The 17,685-nt window shown below is 69.2% G+C and carries 16 protein-coding genes and 1 pseudogene; 5 read left to right on the forward strand and 12 right to left on the reverse strand.

What is annotated here, in order from left to right:
- Positions 1–237: 237 nt before the first annotated feature.
- Together mog and yjgA are read right to left on the reverse strand one after the other, a co-directional pair.
- Complete coding sequence (mog, locus tag V8Z74_RS22135) at positions 238–837, reverse strand: molybdopterin adenylyltransferase (RefSeq protein ID WP_066476398.1); 600 nt, start codon at positions 835–837, stop codon at positions 238–240.
- Positions 830–1,534, reverse strand: a complete 705-nt coding sequence (gene yjgA / locus V8Z74_RS22140; RefSeq protein WP_349711233.1) for a ribosome biogenesis factor YjgA — start codon at positions 1,532–1,534, stop codon at positions 830–832. The genes mog and yjgA overlap by 8 nt, the downstream gene beginning before the upstream one ends.
- A gap of 65 nt (positions 1,535–1,599) precedes the next feature.
- On the opposite strand from yjgA, the gene pmbA reads away from it, so the two are divergent.
- Positions 1,600–3,021, forward strand: a complete 1,422-nt coding sequence (gene pmbA / locus V8Z74_RS22145) for a metalloprotease PmbA (protein WP_349711235.1) — start codon at positions 1,600–1,602, stop codon at positions 3,019–3,021.
- Positions 3,022–3,334: 313 nt separating this feature from the next.
- Positions 3,335–4,228, forward strand: coding sequence for an EamA family transporter (locus V8Z74_RS22150; RefSeq protein ID WP_502879594.1), 894 nt, complete (start codon positions 3,335–3,337; stop codon positions 4,226–4,228).
- On the opposite strand, the gene V8Z74_RS22155 is transcribed toward V8Z74_RS22150, so the two are convergent.
- The 8 genes from V8Z74_RS22155 to V8Z74_RS22190 form a co-directional block, all read right to left on the reverse strand.
- Entirely contained in the window at positions 4,225–4,476 is a 252-nt protein-coding gene (locus tag V8Z74_RS22155) for a VF530 family protein (protein ID WP_349711240.1), read from the reverse strand. The genes V8Z74_RS22150 and V8Z74_RS22155 overlap by 4 nt on opposite strands.
- A gap of 70 nt (positions 4,477–4,546) precedes the next feature.
- Positions 4,547–5,350, reverse strand: a complete 804-nt coding sequence (hpaI, locus tag V8Z74_RS22160; protein WP_349711243.1) for a 4-hydroxy-2-oxoheptanedioate aldolase — start codon at positions 5,348–5,350, stop codon at positions 4,547–4,549.
- A 16-nt stretch (positions 5,351–5,366) separates the two neighbouring features.
- Positions 5,367–6,341: an NAD(P)-dependent oxidoreductase gene (locus V8Z74_RS22165; RefSeq protein WP_349711245.1), complete on the reverse strand. Its 975-nt coding sequence runs from the start codon at positions 6,339–6,341 to the stop codon at positions 5,367–5,369.
- Positions 6,338–7,504 carry a sialidase family protein gene (locus tag V8Z74_RS22170; protein WP_349711247.1) on the reverse strand — a complete coding sequence of 389 codons (1,167 nt, stop codon included), beginning with the start codon at positions 7,502–7,504 and terminating at the stop codon, positions 6,338–6,340. Before V8Z74_RS22170 ends, V8Z74_RS22165 begins: the two co-directional genes overlap by 4 nt.
- Positions 7,505–7,514: 10 nt before the next feature.
- A complete protein-coding gene (locus V8Z74_RS22175; protein ID WP_349711250.1) occupies positions 7,515–8,507 on the reverse strand; it encodes a Bug family tripartite tricarboxylate transporter substrate binding protein in 993 nt (330 codons plus the stop codon).
- A gap of 43 nt (positions 8,508–8,550) precedes the next feature.
- A complete protein-coding gene (locus V8Z74_RS22180) occupies positions 8,551–10,029 on the reverse strand; it encodes an NAD-dependent succinate-semialdehyde dehydrogenase (RefSeq protein WP_349711253.1) in 1,479 nt (492 codons plus the stop codon).
- Between the two features lie 217 nt (positions 10,030–10,246).
- Positions 10,247–11,755, reverse strand: coding sequence for a UxaA family hydrolase (locus V8Z74_RS22185; RefSeq protein ID WP_349711267.1), 1,509 nt, complete (start codon positions 11,753–11,755; stop codon positions 10,247–10,249).
- A 30-nt stretch (positions 11,756–11,785) separates the two neighbouring features.
- The gene (locus V8Z74_RS22190) at positions 11,786–12,772 is read right to left on the reverse strand and encodes a tripartite tricarboxylate transporter substrate binding protein (protein ID WP_349711255.1); all 987 of its coding nucleotides are present in this window, start codon (positions 12,770–12,772) and stop codon (positions 11,786–11,788) included.
- 180 nt (positions 12,773–12,952) lie between these two features.
- On the opposite strand from V8Z74_RS22190, the gene V8Z74_RS22195 reads away from it, so the two are divergent.
- Entirely contained in the window at positions 12,953–13,888 is a 936-nt protein-coding gene (locus V8Z74_RS22195; RefSeq protein ID WP_349711258.1) for a LysR substrate-binding domain-containing protein, read from the forward strand.
- Positions 13,889–13,903: 15 nt separating this feature from the next.
- Here the strand turns inward: V8Z74_RS22195 and V8Z74_RS22200 are convergent, their stop codons facing one another.
- Both V8Z74_RS22200 and ertE read right to left on the reverse strand, forming a co-directional pair.
- Complete coding sequence (locus tag V8Z74_RS22200) at positions 13,904–15,280, reverse strand: chloride channel protein (RefSeq protein ID WP_349711260.1); 1,377 nt, start codon at positions 15,278–15,280, stop codon at positions 13,904–13,906.
- 162 nt (positions 15,281–15,442) lie between these two features.
- A complete protein-coding gene (gene ertE / locus V8Z74_RS22205) occupies positions 15,443–16,726 on the reverse strand; it encodes an N-carbamyl-l-glutamate amidohydrolase ErtE (protein ID WP_349711263.1) in 1,284 nt (427 codons plus the stop codon).
- 317 nt (positions 16,727–17,043) lie between these two features.
- On the opposite strand from ertE, the gene V8Z74_RS22210 reads away from it, so the two are divergent.
- Positions 17,044–17,403, forward strand: coding sequence for a hypothetical protein (locus tag V8Z74_RS22210; protein WP_349711265.1), 360 nt, complete (start codon positions 17,044–17,046; stop codon positions 17,401–17,403).
- A 113-nt stretch (positions 17,404–17,516) separates the two neighbouring features.
- Positions 17,517–17,685 (forward strand): annotated as a pseudogene (locus tag V8Z74_RS22215) (helix-turn-helix domain-containing protein); the annotation flags it as partial.

Genomic DNA, 17,685 nt, shown 5'->3' on the forward strand with positions numbered 1-17,685 from the left:
GCGGGAAATCCCAGATTCCCCGGTGGGGGCTGCTTTGTTTTCAGGAGCTGGCAGCGCCTGTGGATTCAGGTATTCAGGATGAAGCGATATGGAATGCAGCGAGTCGCTTGCGCAAGATGCTTCTCTTTCAAGAGCGGAGGCTGGTGTTTGCCAAGGCAATCAATCACTTGCGCTGGGGATTCGCGGCAACAAAAAAGCAGCCCGTGGGCTGCTTTGCGGAAGGCGTGAGCGGCAAGCTCAGGCCGCCGGTGTGGCGCGGATGGCGCTCTTGGGGCGGAAGGCCTTGCAGACCTCGTCATGGGTTTCGAGGTAGGGCCCGCCGATCAGGTCGATGCAGTAGGGCACCGCCGCGAAGATGCCGTTGACCTTTTGCGTGCCGTCGGCGTTTTTCAGGCCTTCCAGCGTTTCGGCAATCGCCTTGGGCTGGCCCGGCAGGTTGATGATCAGGCTGCGGCCGCGGATCACCGCGACCTGGCGCGACAGGATGGCCGTGGGCACGAAGGCCAGGCTGATCTGGCGCATCTGCTCGCCAAAGCCCGGCATTTGCTTGTCGGCCACGGCCAGCGTGGCCTCGGGCGTCACGTCGCGCAGCGCGGGGCCGGTGCCGCCCGTGGTCAGAACCAGGGAGCAGCCGGCGTCGACCAGCTCGACCAGCGTGGCGCTGATGCCGGCCTGTTCGTCGGGGATCAGGCGCGGCACGAACTCGATGGGGTTCTTGAGCGCGCGGGTCAGCCACTCCTGCAGCGCGGGCAGGCCCTTGTCCTCGTAGACGCCGCTGCTGGCGCGGTCGCTGATGGAGACGATGCCGATCTTCACGGCATCATGGGTCTCACGCATCGTCGGCCTCCTCGTCGTCCGCGGCTGCATCGCTGTCGGCCTTGCCGGCCTTGTCGGTACTCGCCAATTGCTCGCGCACGAGCTGGAACAGCTCGCGGTAGGCGCGGCCCTTGCCGGTTTCCCTGGGCGCGGCATCGGGGCCGGCGGCCTCGGCGGCTGCAGCGGCTTCCGCCCGGGCCTTGTCCAGGTCCTTGCGGGCCTGGCGGATCAGCGAGCGCAGCTGCTGCACGTCGGTGCCGGGGAAGTGGTCCAGCCAGATGGACAGGGCCGATTCCTCGGCGACCAGGCGGTCGCGCCATTGCTCGGCCACGTGCAGGGCCATCTTCTCGCCGGCCGAGCCGTTGCGCTGTTCGTCCATGGCCTGGCGGATGGCCTCTACCTGCTCGTCATGCAGCTTGCGCATGAGCTTGCCGACGAACTGCATCTGGCGGCGCTTGCCTTCGAAATTGGTGATGCGCTTGGCCTCGGCCAGCGCGTCCACGAGCTGGTCGGGCAGCTGCAGGCGCTTGAAGAGGTCGGCGCGCAGCGTGAGCAAATCCTTGCCCAGGTCCTGCAGCGCGTCCATTTCGCGCTTGAGGTCGGTCTTGGTGGATTCGGTCGTGCCTTTGAGTTCGGCCTTGAGCTGAAGATCAAGCTCGCTGCCTTCGGCGACGAACTTGCCCTTCACGAAGTAGCCTTTTTTGGGTTTGCGTGACATGGTTAGGGGGCAATGGGGGTGGCAGCACAGGGCGTGCCGCAGTGGCGGCTATCATAGCCGCCGCTATGAAAAAACCTCGTTCCAGCACCGCAAGCACTTCGAGTGCGCAGGCCCAATCCGAACCGCAGACCGGTTTCAGCTTCAGCCAATCCTTTTTTGAAGGCCTGGTGGACCAGGCTCTGGCGCATGCCAAAAAGCTCGGTGCCACCGATGCCGGGGCCGAGGCGTCGGAGGGCTGCGGCCTGTCCGTGAGCGTGCGCAAGGGCCAGCTGGAGACCGTGGAGCGCAACCGCGACAAGTCGCTGGGCGTGACCGTCTACCTGGGCCAGCGCCGCGGCAATGCCAGCACTTCGGACTTTTCCGAGGCCGCCATCCAGCAGACCGTGCAGGCCGCCTACGACATAGCGCGCTTCACGGCCGAGGACCCGTTCGCCAGCCTGCCCGACAGCGCCGACATCGCCCCGCCCGGCACCCACCGCGACCTTCAGCTCTTCCACCCCTGGGACATCTCCAGCGAGGAGGCGGCCGAGATGGCGCTGCGCTGCGAGGAGGCGGCCTTCAAGACGCACAAACGCATTGCCAACAGCGAAGGCGCGGGCGTATCGGCCCAGCAAAGCCATTTCTTCACGGCCCATACCAACGGCTTTCGCGGCGGTTATGCCAGCTCGCGCCACAGCATGTCGGTGGCGCCGATCGCCAAGCTGCCCGGCAGGAACGGCGAGATGCAGCGCGACTACTGGTACACCTCGCAGCGCCGCGCGGCCGACCTGGCCTCGCCCGAAGCCGTGGGCCGCTATGCGGCCGAGCGCTCGCTGTCGCGCCTGGGCAGCCGCAAGATTCCGACCACCGAATGCCCGGTGCTGTTCGAGTCCCCGCTGGCTGCCGGCCTGCTGGGCAGCTTCGTGCAGGCCGTCAGCGGCGGCGCGCTGTACCGCAAGAGCAGCTTTCTGCTCGATTCCCTGGGCAAGCCTGTCTTCCCCAGGCACATCGACATCGACGAAGACCCGTTCATCCTCGGCGGCAAGGGCAGCTCGCCCTTCGACGAGGAAGGCGTGCGCGTGCAGGCGCGCAAGGTGGTCGATGCCGGCCGCGTGGAGGGCTATTTCCTCTCCAGCTACTCGGCGCGCAAGCTGGGGATGAAGACCACCGGCAATGCCGGCGGCTCGCACAACCTGACCATGACTTCGCGCCGTACCAAGGCCGGCGACGATCTGGACGCCATGCTCAAGAAGCTGGGCACGGGCCTGTTCGTGATCGAGCTGATGGGCCAGGGCGTGAACTACGTGACCGGCGACTATTCGCGCGGCGCCTCGGGCTTCTGGGTGGAGAACGGCGAGATCGCCTTCCCGGTGCAGGAGATCACCATCGCCGGCAACCTCAAGACCATGTTCAAGGGCATCGAGGCCATCGGCGCCGATGCCTACAACTACGGCGCCAAGACCGTGGGCTCCATGCTGATCAACCGCATGAAGGTAGCGGGGAGCTGAGCCAGCCATCGGCTTCACCGCACGGAACAAAAAGGCAGCCTTCAAGGGCTGCTTTTTTTATAGCTGCCTGCGCTTGATGGACAATGGATTGAGGCTTTTTGGGAAGGGAAATCCTGGGTGGCGGGGGCGCCGTGTTTCCCGCCCGGGCGATTGCCGCGGAACCCGCGCGGGGCACCGGCCGGCGCGAAGATTTTCTTTGCATCGCAACAAGTGGCGCGCTCCCGCGCCATACTCGGCGGGTTTGCCGCCAAAGACAACAGCCCGTTCCAGGAGATCCATGCGCAGCGCTTCCCCTTCTTCCTCTCCCTCCGGCATGAGCCGGGCCGACTGGCTCAGCGCCCTGATCGTCATCGTGGTCTGGGGGCTGAACTTCATCGCCATGAAGTGGGGGCTGGAGACGCTGTCGCCGCTGCTGCTGTGCGCGCTGCGCTTTGTCGCAGCGTCGCTGCCGTTCCTGCTGTTCGTGCGCCCGCCCATGAACCTGTCCTGGGGACTGCTGGCCGCCTACGGCCTGGTACAGGGCGTGGGCCAGTTCGGCCTGCTGTTCACGGGCATGAAGCTGGGCATGCCGGCCGGCATGGCCTCGGTGGTGCTGCAGACCCAGGCCTTCATCACCATGCTGATGGCCGCGGCCATGCTGGGCGAGAAGCCGCGGCGCTGGCAGTGGCTGGGGCTGACGATTGCCATCGGCGGGTTGGTCTTCATCGGCGCGGCGCATGGCGACAGTGCCACGGACATGACGCTGGTGGGTTTTGTGCTGACCGTGGGCGCGGCCGCCATGTGGGCCGGCTCCAACCTGCTCACGCGCCTGGCGGCCCGGCAGGGCCCGTATGAGCCCGTGCCCTTCATCGTCTGGACCAGCCTGTTCCCCATTGTTCCGCTGCTGCTGCTCTCCGTCTGGGTGGATGGCGCGGACTCCGTGCAGCGCCAGCTGCAGGGCATGGGCCTGCGCGAGCTGGGCGTGGTCGCCTATCTGGCCCTGCTGTCCACCCTGCTGGGCTACGGCCTGTGGACCCGGCTGCTGCAGCGCTATGCCGCCAGCACCGTGGCCCCGCTGTCGCTGCTGGTACCCGTGGTGGGCCTGCTGTCGGCCATGCTGATCCTGGGCGAGCGGCCGAATTCCATGCAATGGCTGGGCACGCTGGCCGTGCTGGCCGGCATGGTGATCAACCAGTTCGGCGGGCGCTGGATGGGCGCGCGGTCCTAGCTTCGGCCCTGGCTCTGGCGCTGCTGGCGGCGCAGGGTGTAGAGGTACAGGCTTTCGGTCTTCTCGCGCGCCCAGGGCGTCTTGCGCAGGAATTTGAGGCTGGAGCTGATGCTGGGATCCACGCTGAAGCAGCGCAGGGGAATGCGCTCGCTTAAGGCCTCCCAGCCGTAGTAGTCCACGAGTTCGGTCAGCAGGCGCTCCAGCGTGATGCCGTGCAAGGGGTTGCGTGGTTGCGCAGGCGTATTCATGCCGCGATTGTCCTGCAGGGCCGGTGCGGCCGTGGCCTGCGGGGTCTTGCCTGCGCCGGTGCGCCTGCTATCAGTAGGCCGCACCGGGGGCGCCGGGCGCCATGGCCGGCGTGCCGCCGAACTGCGTGCGCAGCCTGCGCGCCGCGTTCACGAACATCAGCACATCCACGCCCACGGCCACGAAGGTGCAGCCCAGGTCCAAGTAGCGCTGCGCCAGCGCCGGGTCCGAGGTCAGCGTGCCGGCCGCCTTGCCGCTGGCGATGATGGTCGTCATCGCGCCTTCGATGGCGGCCTGCACCTCGGGATGGCCGGGGTTGCCGCGGTGGCCCATCGAGGCCGCCAGGTCGGCCGGGCCGATGAAGACGCCGTGCACGCCGTCCACGGCGCAGATCGCTTCGAGGTTGGCCAGCGCCGTGGTGGTCTCGGCCTGCACCAGCAGGCAGATTTCGTCGTCGGCGACCTGCAGGTAGTCGGCGCGGCTGCTCCACTGCGAGGCGCGCCCCACGGCGCTGCCCACGCCGCGCACGCCCCGGGGCGGGTACTGCGTGGCGGCCACGATGGCGCGGGCCTGCTCGGGGGTGTCCACCATGGGCACGAGCAGCGTCTTGGCGCCTATGTCCAGCATCTGCTTGATGAGGGCCGTGCTGCCCTCCACCACACGCACCACGGGCTGGCCGGGGTGAGGGGCCACGGCCTGCAGTGCGGCCAGCGTGCGGCGCAGGTCATTGGGCGCGTGTTCGCCGTCGATGAGCAGCCAGTCGTAGCCGCAGGTGGCGGCGGCTTCGGCCAGGTAGGGGTCGGCCATGGACAGCCACAGGCCGATGCGGGGCTGGCGCGCGGCCAGGGCGGTCTTGAAGGGATTGAGGGCGGGCATAGGGCAGGGGAAAAGGTCAGAGCAGATGGCCGGGGGGCAGGGGCCGGCCCGCGAGGTGGTCGACGATGTTGGCGGCGGTGAGGGTGGCCACGCGCAGTGCGGCCTGGCGCGTGACGCCGGCCACATGCGGCGTCAGCAGCACCTGGGGCAACTGGGTGAGCGGGTGGCCCTGCGGCAGCGGCTCGATGTCGAAGGTGTCGAGCCCGGCGCCGGCCAGATGGCCGCTTTCCAGTGCCGCCAGCAGCGCGGCCTCATCGACGACCGGGCCGCGCGCGGTATTGACCAGCAGGCTGCCGGGGCGCAGCAGCGCCAGCTCGGGCTCGCCAATCAGGCCGCGCGTGCGCTCGCTCAAAGGGCAGTGCAGGCTCAGGATGTCCACCTGGGGCAGCAGCCGGTGCAGCTCGGGCTCGCAGCCAAAGCCGTCGGCCTGGCCCGCGGGGCGCAGCACCAGCACCCGGGCCCCCAGGGCCGCGGCCAGCTGCGCGGTGGCGCGGCCTATGGCGCCATAGCCCACGATGCCCACGGTGGAGCCGCGAAAGTCGCGTCCCTGCCAGTGGCTGCCGGGCCAGTTGCCGTCCCAGCCGCCGGCGCGCACCTGCCGGTCCAGCTGAGGCAACTGGCGCACCAGGGCCAGCATCAGCGCCAGCGCATGCTCGGCCACGGCCGGGGCATTGGCGGCCAGCGCCACGGCCACGGCCACGCCTTGCGCGCGGGCGGCTTCGAGGTCCACGCTGTCCACGCCGGCGCCGTTCTTGGCGACGATGCGCAGTGCCGGCGCCGCGCGCAGCACGGCGGCCGTCACGGGCTTGGAGCCGCGCAGCACCAGGGCCTGGGCGCCGGTCTGCGCCAGCCGCCCGGCCAGGCTGGCCTCGGTGACGGGCTCGGCCATGAAGTGGATCTGCCCGCCGGCGGCCTGCACCAGGGCCTGGGCCTCGGGCGCCCAGTGCTCGGCGGTGACAAGAACATTGAATGGAGTATGTGTGGCGGTCATGCTTGTTGGGTCACCCAGTCCGGCTGCACGCGCACATGGCGGATGTGCTGGCGGAACACGGTATAGGCCAGGTGCAGAGCGCCGTCGGCGCCCTGGCGGATGGAGGGGTAGGAGTATTCGCGGTTGCGGCCGCGCTCGGAGTCGTTGCTCATGCACCAGCCGTCGCCCACCTCGAGGTTGCGCTGCCAGGGCCAGGTGAGGCCGTCGTCCGCCGACAGCGCCAGCGTCATGGGCGCACGGGGCGCGCCCCAGAACGCGCGGCGCTCGCCGGCCGTTGCCTTGGCAGGCGTTGCCGAGGCGTCGCCCAGCTCGTCATACAGCGACTCGCGCCGCTCGGTGGCATCGGCGGCGCTGCTGGCATTGAAGACCATGGCCAGGCGCCCGTCGGCCAGGCGCAGCGCCTGGATGGAGGAGTTGTTGTTGGGCAGGGCCGTGGGCTCGGGCGCCTGCCAGCTCAGGCCGCCGTCGTCGCTGCGGCTGCGGTAGACGTGGTCGGCCCAGCGGCTGCGGAAGAACGCCAACAATCCACCATTCGCGCCGCCGTCCGATGCCGCCACGATGTTCATGTGCACGCAGCCCAGGCTGCCGGGCACGGCGATGCGCTGCCAGCTGCGGCCCTGGTCGGTGGAACGCAGCACGCCGCTGTCGTCGTGGCTGCCGTCCCAGGCCTGGCCGCCCTGGCTGCGGCAGTGGAACACCGGCAGCAGCCAGCTGCCATCGGTGTGGACGTGGATGGGCTGGCGCACGAAGGTGCCGGCCGGCGCGTCGGCCAGCGTCTCGGTGGGCTCCCAGCTCAGGCCGTGGTCGCGCGACAGGCGCCGGCGCACGACCGAGGTGTCCTGGTGGCCCGAATGCTGGGCCGTGTGCAGCAGCCATAGCGTGCCGTCGGGGGCCGGGAACAGCACGGGGTTCTGCTCCGAGCGCTCGGCGTCGTGCGACAGCTGCACGGGCTCGGACCACTGCGTGGCACCGGGGGCGAGGCGTGACAGGAAGACCGAGATGTCGGAGCGGCCTTCCATCGAGCCGCCGAACCATACGCAGGCCAGGGCGCCGTCGCCCAGCACCATCAGGTTGGCGGCATGGGCCTGCACACGCGGCGAGGGCAGGTCGGCCACCTGGCGGGCCGGGTCTTCGGGGTGGGGGCGCAGCAATCCATCGGGCATGGGCTTCTCCTCAATCGGCCTTGATCTTGGCGCTCTTGATCAGCTCGCCGACGCGCTGGTATTCGCCAGGGATGAAGGCGCGCAGCTCGCCGGCATCGCCGTTGCCCGGGGTCACGCCCAGGTCGCGCAGCTTGGAGGCCACCTCGGGTTGCTTCAGGGCCTTGGCCAGCGCGCCGGAGAGCTTGGCGCTCACGTCGGCGGGCGTCCTGGCCGGGGCAAACAGCGCATACCAGGCCGAGAACTTGAACTGCGGGTAGCCGGCCTCGGCAAAGGTCGGCACATTCGGCAGTTCGGGCAGGCGCGCGGGCGCGCCCACGGCCAGGGCGCGCACCTTGCCGCCGCGCAGCAGCGGCATGGAATTGGTGGCCGTGTCGAAGATGACCGGCACGCGGCCGCCGATCAGGTCCACGATGTGGGCGTTGCCGCCCTTGTAGGGCACGTGCGTCATCTGGACCTTGGCGATGGAGACGAACAGCTCGCCCGCCAGGTGCAGCGGCGAGCCGTTGCCCGAGGAGCCGTACATCACGGCCTGCGGGTCCTTGCGCGCCGCGTCCACCACGTCCTTGAGCGATTGGTAGGGCGAGTCGTTGGCCGTGATGGCGATGATGGGCGCGCTGCCGATCATGCCTATGGGCTCGAAGTCCTTGACCGGGTCGTACTCGGCCTTGATCAGGTGCGGGCTGGCGGCATGCGTGGCCAGGCCGCCGACCAGCAGCGTGTAGCCGTCGGCCGGCGCACGCGCCACGATGCCTGCGCCCAGCAGCGCCCCGGCGCCGGGCCGGTTGTCCACGACACTTGCCGTGCCCAGCACCTCGCCCATCTTCTGGCCCACCAGCCGGCCCAGCATGTCGTTGGCGCCGCCCGCGGGGTAGGGCACCACGAAGGTGATGGGCTTGCTGGGGAACGGGCCCTGGGCCTGCGCCAGCGGCACGGCGCCGGCCAGGGCCAGTGCCGCCAGCGCGCCCAGCACGGGCCTGCGGGTGAGGGATCGGGAATGGCTCATGGTTTGTCTCCTGTGGTGGTGTGGTTCTAGCGACCGGGGGGCGTCAATCCAGTTGTCCCTGGCAGACGTATTTGGTGTGCAGGTAGTCGTCGAGTCCGTGCGTGGAGCCTTCGCGGCCGTAGCCCGATTCCTTGACGCCGCCGAAGGGCGCGGCCTCGGCGGCGAGCGCGCCCTCGTTGATGCCGACGATGCCGGTCTCCAGCGCGTCGGCCACGCGCCAGATGCGGCGCACGTCCTGGCTGTAGAAGTAGGCGGCCAGGCCGAAGGGCGTGTCGTTGGCGGCGGCCAGCACCTCGGCTTCGTCGTCGAAGACGGTCAGCGGCGCCACGGGGCCGAAGGTCTCCTCGCAGGCGCAGGTCATGCGGGCGTCGGCGCCGGTGAGCACGGTGGGTGCGTAGTAGTGGGGGCCGAGTTCGGCCAGGCGCTTGCCGCCGACCAGGACCTGGGCGCCCTTGGCCACGGCGTCCTGCACGTGGCGCTCGATCTTCTCGACGGCGCGGGCATTGATCATGGGGCCGATCTGTGAGGCCGGGTCGCTGGCCGGGCCCACCTGCAGCGCGGCCACGCGCGCGGCGAGCTTGTGCGCAAACGCATCGAACACGCCGCGCTGCACGAACACGCGGTTGGGGCAGACGCAGGTCTGGCCGCCGTTGCGGAACTTGGCGGCCATGAAGCCGTTGACGGCGGCATCGATGTCGGCATCGTCGAACACGATGAAGGGGGCGTTGCCGCCCAGTTCCAGCGAGAGCTTTTTCAGCGTATCGGCGCTGCGGCGCGCCAGGTGCTTGCCCACGGGCGTGGAGCCGGTGAAGGTGATCTTGCGCACGCGGGCATCCTGAAGCCACACGTCCACCACCTCGGGCGTCTTCTCGCGCGAGGCGGTGACGATGTTGAGCACGCCGGCCGGCACGCCGGCCTCGTGCGCCAGCAGCACCAGGGCCAGCGAGGTCAGCGGCGTGTCCTCGGCGGGCTTGCAGACCACGGTGCAGCCGGCGGCCAGCGCGGGCGCGATCTTGCGCGCGATCATGGCGGCGGGAAAGTTCCAGGGCGTGATGGCGGCCACCACGCCCACGGGCTCCTTGAGCGCGAACATGCGCCGGCCCGGCACGGGCGCGGGAATCACCTCGCCGTTCATGCGCGTGGCCTCTTCGCCGAACCATTCGATGTAGCTGGCGGCATAGGCCACCTCGCCCTTGCCCTCGGCCAGCGGCTTGCCCTGCTCCAGCGAGATCAGCTTGCCCAGGTCATCCTGGTGGGCCAGCACCAGGTCGTTCCAGCGCTTGATGATGGCGGCCCGCTGCTTGGCCGGAACCTTGCGCCACGCGGGAAAGGCGGCATGGGCGGCATCCAGCGCGGCGCGGGCTTCGGGGGCGCCCGAGTCTGGCACTTCGATGATGACATCGCCGGTGGCCGGATCGGTCACGGCCAAACGGGAAGCCGGTGCGGCGGGCGCGTCGCTCCACTGGCCGGCGATGAAGTTGGCGCTGCGGATCAGGTCGGGGCGGGTGAGGGTCAGGGGCATGGTTTTGAATGAAATTGGCATCCAGGGCTTATGTAGAAAGCGCTGAAAGCTATGGTTTTATTTCGGCTTTCCAGGGCGCTGTGCACGAAACCGGCGCAGCCCAGGCGCGGGCAGCCGAGCAAGGGCCGCCCCGCAGCGAGGGCTGCGTTCCCCTCCCATAGCGCGCAGCGCGTAGAGAGAGGGGGAAGGCGCGAAGCGACTCAGGGGGTGTTGCATCTCAGCTCACGATGCCCAGGTGCCAGGGCACGAACTCGTGGTCGCCCAGGCCGAGCTGCTCGCTCTTGGTGGCTTCGCCGCTGGCGTGGCGCAGGATCTGCTCGAAGATGCGCTCGCCCATCTCGGGCACCGTGCATTCGCCGTCCACGATCAGGCCGCAGTTGATGTCCATGTCCTCGGACAGGCGCTGGTACATGGGCGTGTTGCTGGCCAGCTTGATGGTGGGCGCGGGCTTGCTGCCGAACATGGAGCCGCGCCCGGTGGTGAAGCAGATCAGGTTGGCGCCGCTGGCAATCTGGCCGGTGGAGGCCACGGGGTCGTAGCCCGGGGAGTCCATGAAGACAAAGCCGCTCTCGGTGATGGGCTCGGCGTATTCATAGACCGCGCGCAGCGGCGTGGTGCCGCCCTTCATGGCCGAGCCCAGCGATTTCTCGAAGATGTTGGCCAGGCCGCCGGCCTGGTTGCCATGGCCCACCACGCCGTTGAACTGGGCGTTCTGGCCGGCCGTGTACTTTTCCCACCAGGCCAGGCGGTCGAGCAGCTTCTGGCCGACCTCGGGGCTGATGGCGCGGCGCGTGAGCATGAACTCCACGCCGTGGATCTCGGGCGTTTCGCTGAGGATGGCCGTGCCGCCGTGGCGCACCAGGATGTCCATGGCCGCGCCCAGGGCCGGGTTGGCCGTGATGCCCGAGAAGCCGTCCGAGCCGCCGCATTCCAGGCCGATCTTGAGGTGGCTCGCGCTCACCGTGCTGCGCTGTGCCTGGTTGGCGATGGGCAGCATCTCCTCGATGGCGGCAATGCCGGCGGCGATGGTGGCGCGCGTGCCGCCCACGTCCTGCATCACGAAGCTGCGCAGCAGCCGGCTTTCGTGCAGGCCCTGCGACTCCATCAGGCCATCGACCTGGTTGCGCTCGCAGCCCAGGCCCACGATGAGCACGCCCGCCAGGTTGGGGTGGCGCGCATAGCCGGCCAGCGTGCGGCGCAGCACGTCGAAATGCTCGCTGGGCGAGGACATGCCGCAGCCGCTGGTCTGCGCGAAGGCGGCCACGCCATCCACGTTCGGGAAGGCCGCCAGGCGCTCGGGCGTGAAGTGCGCGGCGATGTTCTTGATCACCGTGGCCGAGCAGTTCACCGACGACAGGATGCCGATGAAGTTGCGCGTGCCCACGCGGCCGTCGGCGCGCACAAAGCCCTGGAAGGTGGCGCGCTGCTCTTCGGGCACATAGTTCACCGGCCGCACGTCGGCGCCGAAGGCGGGGTCGCGGTAGTAGTCCACCAGCTGCAGGTTGTGGCTGTGCACGTAGTCGCCGGGCTCCAGCTCGCGCGTGGCCACGCCGATCACGGTGTCGTACTTCTTCACCTGCTCGCCGGCGGCGATGCGGCGCGCGGCGATCTTGTGGCCGGCAGGCACCTGGGCGCGCGTGCGCACGCCCAGGCCGGGGATTTCCTGGCCCAGCGCCAGCGCGGTCTTGGCGACGAAGACATTGTCGTTGGGATGCAGGTGCAGCAGCGGGCTGGCGGGGGGGGCTGGAGGTCATGGTCAACCCTTCATCAATTCACGGAGTTTGAGCTTGTCGATCAGCACGGTCTCCTTCTGGTAGACCGTGTTCACGTATTTTTCGTAGTCGGGGCCGTCCAGGTACATCACCGGCGCGTCGATCTTGTCGGTCACGGCCTTGAACTCGGGGCTGGCCACGGCCTGCCTGAAGGCTGCGCGCAGCTGGGCCAGGATGGCCGGGTCCACACCCTTGGGGGCGCCGATGCCGTTGGGCGCATCGACGACGACGTGGTAGCCCAGCTCCTTGAGCGTGGGCGTGTCCTTGAAGCGCGGCGGCCGCTGCTCGCCCCAGGTGGCCAGCAGGCGCAGCTTGCCGGCCTGCACATGCGGCGCCCACGAGCTGGAGTCGGCCAGCACGTCCACATGGCCGCCCAGCACGCCCGCCAGCGCCTCGGCACCGCCCTTGTAGGGCACCTGGTTGAGGCGGATGCCGGCCGCGCCGGCGAATTCCTCCATGCCCACGTGCGTGGCGCCGCCCACGCCGGCGTGGGCATAGGTCACCTGGCCGGGTCGGGCCTTGGCGGCGTCCACCAGGTCCTGCAGCGTCCTGAACGGCGAGTCGGCCTTCACGGCGATGCCGAAGGTCTGGCCCGAGGTGCGGGCGATGTAGCTGAAATCCTTGCGCGGATCCGCCTGCAGCATGCCCAGCTGCGCGAAGCGCGTGACCGAGATCGGGATCTGGCCGATGGTGTAGCCGTCGGCCTTGGCCGAGGCCAGCGCCTTGGCGCCGATCATGCCCGAGGCGCCGGCGCGGTTCTCCACCACGATGCTCTGCCCCAGCACCTTGCCGGCCACGGTGCACAGCGCGCGCATCGACTGGTCGGCCGTACCGCCCGCGGGCCAGGGGCAGATGAAGACGATGGGGCGCTCGGGCCAGGCCTGGGCCCGCAGCGGGCCGGCGGCCGCCAGCGCGGCGGCGCCCAGCGTGGTGTAGAGAAAGTCGCGGCGGTTGGGGCGATCGGGGGGCATGTGTGTCTCCGTATTGTTCTCAGGCCCGGGGCCGTGGATGCCAAAGGCCGGTGCCGCCGGAAGCGGAAGGCCTGCGACAACCGGATTGCCCGAATCCTGGTGGTGCAGCCGCGATTGTTCAAAATAGCACCATGACAATCCAATGAGAATGTGGACTATCTTCATAACCAAGAGGTAATGATGAGCAAGATCGACCGCGTGCTGCGCAGCAACCTCAAGCTTCGCCATCTGCAACTGCTGGTGGCGCTGGACCAGTTCCGCCACGTGGGCCGGGCGGCCGAGTTCCTGTCGGTCACGCAGCCGGCCGTCTCCAAGACCCTGGCCGAGGTGGAGCGCATGCTGGACACGCCGCTGTTCGAGCGCGGCCCGCGCGGCACCGAGCCCACGGCGGCCGGCGTGAGCCTGGTGCGCTTTGCGCGCTCGGTGCTGGCGGGCTTCGAGCGCACGCGCGACGAGATCGCCGCCGAGGCCAGCGGCGCGCGCGGCCGCACCAGCGTGGGCGCCATGGTCGTGGCCACGCCGGTGCTGCTGGCCCAGGCCGTGGAGCGGCTGAAAGGCCGCTCGGCCCAGACCACGGTGCTGGTCGAGGAGGGCGACCTGACGCGTCTGCTGCCCAAGCTGCGTCTGGGCGAGCTGGACCTGTTCGTCGGCCGGCTCGAGCCCGGCTATGCCGCGCCCGACCTGGAGACCGAGGCCCTGTACGAAGACCCCATGGTGGCCGTGGTGCAGGCCGGCCATCCGCTGGCGCGCAAGCGCCAGGTGCACTGGGCCGACATCGCCGGCCAGCCCTGCGTGCTGCCGCCGCCATGGGCGTCGCTGCGCGTCAAGCTCGAGCAGCAGTTCTTCGCGCACGGCCTGCATCCGCCGGCCGACATCGTGGAGTCGGCCTCATTCCTGTCGCAGATCACCTTCCTGCACCAGCGCGGTGCCGTCGCCTTCATGGCGCGCACGGTGGCGCGGCACTTCGCGCAGCAGGGGCTGCTGGCGGTGCTGAGGCTCACGGTGCCGGTGGAGCTGCCGCCCGTGGGCCTGATCACGCTGCGCGGCCAGCCGATGACGCCGGTGACCCAGGGGCTGCTGGAGTGCCTGCGCGAGGTGGGCGGCTCCATTCGCTGAACGTTTCCGTCGCGCCTATTTCTGCTGCGGGACGCCCGGGGCGTGCGCAGGTTCGGGCGGGTCCTGTGGACTGGCCGGCCCGGGCAGGGCACTGGCCATGTGGTGGGCAAGCGTTTCGTACAGCGGGCGCGCCAGCATGCGCGAGATCAGGCTTGCCAGCATGGCGGAGGCCATGAGGCTGAGCACCATGGCATGTCCGTCTACCATTTCCATGACGATGATGAAGGCGGTCAGGGGCGCCTGGGTCACCGCGGCCAGAAAGGCTGCCATGCCCATGGCGATCAGCGCGGGAGCAATGGAGTCCGAGCCCGTGAGCGTGGCCACGTTGTGGCCCACGCCCGCGCCGATGGACAGCGAGGGCGCGAAGATGCCGCCCGGCACCCCCACCCAGGCGGACAGCCAGGTGGCGACGAATTTCAGCGTCACGTAGAACGACGGCACATCGGCCTCGCCTGCCAGCATGTGCTTGACGGCTTCGGAGCCGGCGCCGAAGGTGGCGCCGCCCGTCACCAGTCCGATCACCGCGATCACCAGGGCGCCGCCTGCCGCAAAGCGCAGCGGAAAGCGCGCGCGCCAACGGTTCATGCGCTCCGCCGGGGAGGTCAGCGAGGCGGCCATCACCTTGGCGAACAGGCCGCCCAGCACGCCGGAGGCCAGGGCCACGCACAGGCCCGGCAGCAGGGCATTCCAGGTCAGACTGGGCACGCGGATGCGGCCGAAGTAGCTCAGATTGCCGAAGGCGGAGACGCCCATCAGGCCTGCAAGCACGATGGCGGCAATGATCAGGCCGCTGGAGCGCGACTCCAGCTTGCGCGAAAGCTCTTCGATGGCAAACACCACGCCGGCCAGTGGCGCGTTGAAGGCCGCGGCAATGCCCGCCGCGCCGCCGGCCACCAGCAGGGCATGGCTGCTGATGCCCGAATGGGGGCCGAGCCAGCGGCGTGCGCTGTGCATCACGCCGGCCGCCACCTGGACCGACGGACCTTCGCGGCCGATCGACAGGCCCGCCGCAAAGCCCGCGCTGGCCAGCGCCATCTTGGAAAAGGACAGCCACAGGGATACGAAGCGGCTGCGCTGGTGTTCGCTCACGGCCGGGTCCAGCGTCACCATGACCTGGGGAATGCCGGAGCCGGCTGCACCTGGCGCCCAGCGCCGGGTGGCCCAGACCGCAGCCACCGTGATGGCCGGCAGCCACAGCAGCACGGCCCAGCCGCCTTGCCAGCGGTAGATGCGCTGGAACAGCTCGAAGCCCGCATCGGCCATCAGCGTGAATGCCACCACGCAAAGGCCGGCGGCCGCTGCATAGGCCAGCACGATGCTGCGGTCCAGCCAGCGCCTTCCGTCCCGGAATTCCTGATGCAGGTTGTGGAGAAAGTCTGGCTCTTGGTGCATCGCGCAGTGGATTCGGCCGGGGCCGCGGGAAATGGCTGAAAGCTGCTATTGTGCGCCGTGCCGGAAAAGTGCCGGCTCAAGAGATTTACTGGTTCACCAGATTGCTCGCCTATCCGCCGGTTGGGCGGCGGCAGGAAGAACCGCTGCAAGCGGCATCTCTCTTCATGGCAGGGCGGCCAGCTGCTCATCCAGCACGCGGACCGTCTGATACAGCACCCGGGTGCCGTCGAGCAGCTGTGCGGGCTCTATCCATTCTTCCGGTGCGTGGCTGCGTCCCTGCAGGCAGGGAATGAAGATCATGCCGATGGGGCCGGTGGCCGCCATGTAGACGGCATCATGGCCTGCGCCGCTGGGCATGCGCATGCTGGCGTAGCCGAGCCGCTTGCAGGCCTGCTCTATGCCCTGCATCACCAGTTCCTGGCAGTCGGTGGGCTGGGAACGGCTTACCTCATGCATGTCGGCCTGCACGCGCAGGCCGACCAGCGCGGGCCGGACCTCGGCAAACAGTTCCTCGGGAAAGGATGCCAGCACGCCGGCGTTGTCGCTGCGCACTTCCATCGTCATCTCGACCAGGCCGGGCACGGCATTGGAGGCGTTGGGCGTCAGCGACAGGCGCCCCACGGTGGCCACCACATAGTGCGGTTGGCCGGCCAGCGCCGAGGCCTTGCGGTTGGCTGCGCCGATGATGCAGGCGGCACCGGCCAGCGCGTCCTGACGGATGTCCATGGGCGTGGTGCCCGCATGGTCGGCCTGGCCGCGCACGGTGAACGCGACGCGGCGTATGCCCACGATGTTGGTGACCACGCCGATGGGCAGCTGGCTGCGCTCCAGCACCGGGCCCTGCTCGATGTGCAGTTCCACGAAGGCTGCCGTGCTGCCCTTGCCGCGCAGCGGGCCGATCAGGGCTTCGGGCTTGGCGCCGATGCGGCGCATCCCCTGCGCCAGCGTTTCGCCCTGCGGGTTCGTTGCGGCCAGCATGTCCGGGCCCAGCTTGCCCGAAATGGCACGGCTGCCTATGCAGGAGATGCCGTAGTCGCTGGGCTCCTCGGAAAGAAAATCGATCACCTCGAACGGGTGCTGCAGCGCGATCCCGTTCTCGTGCAGCGTGTGTGCGACCTCGATGCCGGCCAGCACGCCGATGATGCCGTCGAAGCGGCCCCCCATCATCACGGTGTCGCAGTGCGAGCCCGTGACGATGGGCGCGCGCGGGGCGGCGCCGGCTGCCGCGGGCAGGCGGCCCACGAGGTTGCCGCCCTCATCCAGGCGGACCGCCATGCCGGCGTTCCTGAATTCTTCGGCCAGCCAGCGGCGCGCCTGTTCGAATTCCGGCGAGAAGGCCCGGCGGGTCCAGGGTACATCAGGCCGCGTGAAGGTGGAAAGTGTCTCGATGCGGCGCCACAGACGCTCTGCGTTCAGTGGAGGGAGGCCGGTGGTGTGAAGCGTCATGTTTGCGTATCCGTTGGCGCATGCGGCGATTTCCCGGGACGGGCGGCGTGCATGCAGATGCCCGGCTCCATGTGTCCAGGGAGAAGCGGGCCGAAGGATTTTAGGCACTGGCCTGCGGGAAAAACGCCGGAATATCCGTTTGCTGCACAAGCGGGTAATTCCCGGGTTTCCCGCTTTCCCTTGCCCCGTCCGGCCAAGCCGGAGTTTTCATGCCCGGCATGCAGGAGGGGAAGGCGGGCCGGGGTCAGGGTTTCTGCCCGGCGGTAGGAACCGGCTCCGGGACAATCGGCTTCCAATGCGGCCGAAGGAGCAGCGACATGACTTCCATCCCTCATTGGTCTTGCCGCATGAGCGTGCAGGACCCTGTGCTGGATGCCCAGCATATTGAGCTTCTGGAAATGTGCAGATCCATCCAGTCCGACCTGGAGCAGGGCGGCGCGCAGGGCTGGGCCTTCCAGCAGAGGCTGGATGAATTCGCCTTCCTGCTGCGCGAGCACGATTGCGCGGAAGCCAGCGCCTTGCGGCTGCGTGGCCAGGACCTGCCGCATGGCTTGCGCATGCAGCGTGCGCAGGCCTTGCGGGACATAGAGGCGCTGGCCGGCCAAAGTCCGTCGCAGCCGTTTGATCCGGCCATGGCGCGACACATGCTGTGCCGCTGGATTCAGTACCATTTCTGAATTTCAAGGCAGGCCTGCATGGCGCAGGTGCCTGCCCCTTGTTGCCGGGGCCGCGCTTTCCAGGGCGGCCATTGTGAAGGGCTCTGCGGCATGGCGGATGTGGCGGTACTGGCATGGATTCCCTGATCGCGGCGGCGGCCCGCGCGCTGGCGGCCGGCGACCCGTTCGGCGCGCTGAACCGGATTGCCCTGCGCAGCGATGCACCGGCGCTCGCGCTGCGCGGCATCGCCATGGCGCAGCTGGGCGACCTGGAGCGGGCCAGGGCCCTGGTGCGCAGCGCGG

The sequence above is a fragment of the Comamonas sp. w2-DMI genome (assembly GCF_040187735.1).
GTDB lineage: Bacteria > Pseudomonadota > Gammaproteobacteria > Burkholderiales > Burkholderiaceae_C > Comamonas > Comamonas terrae.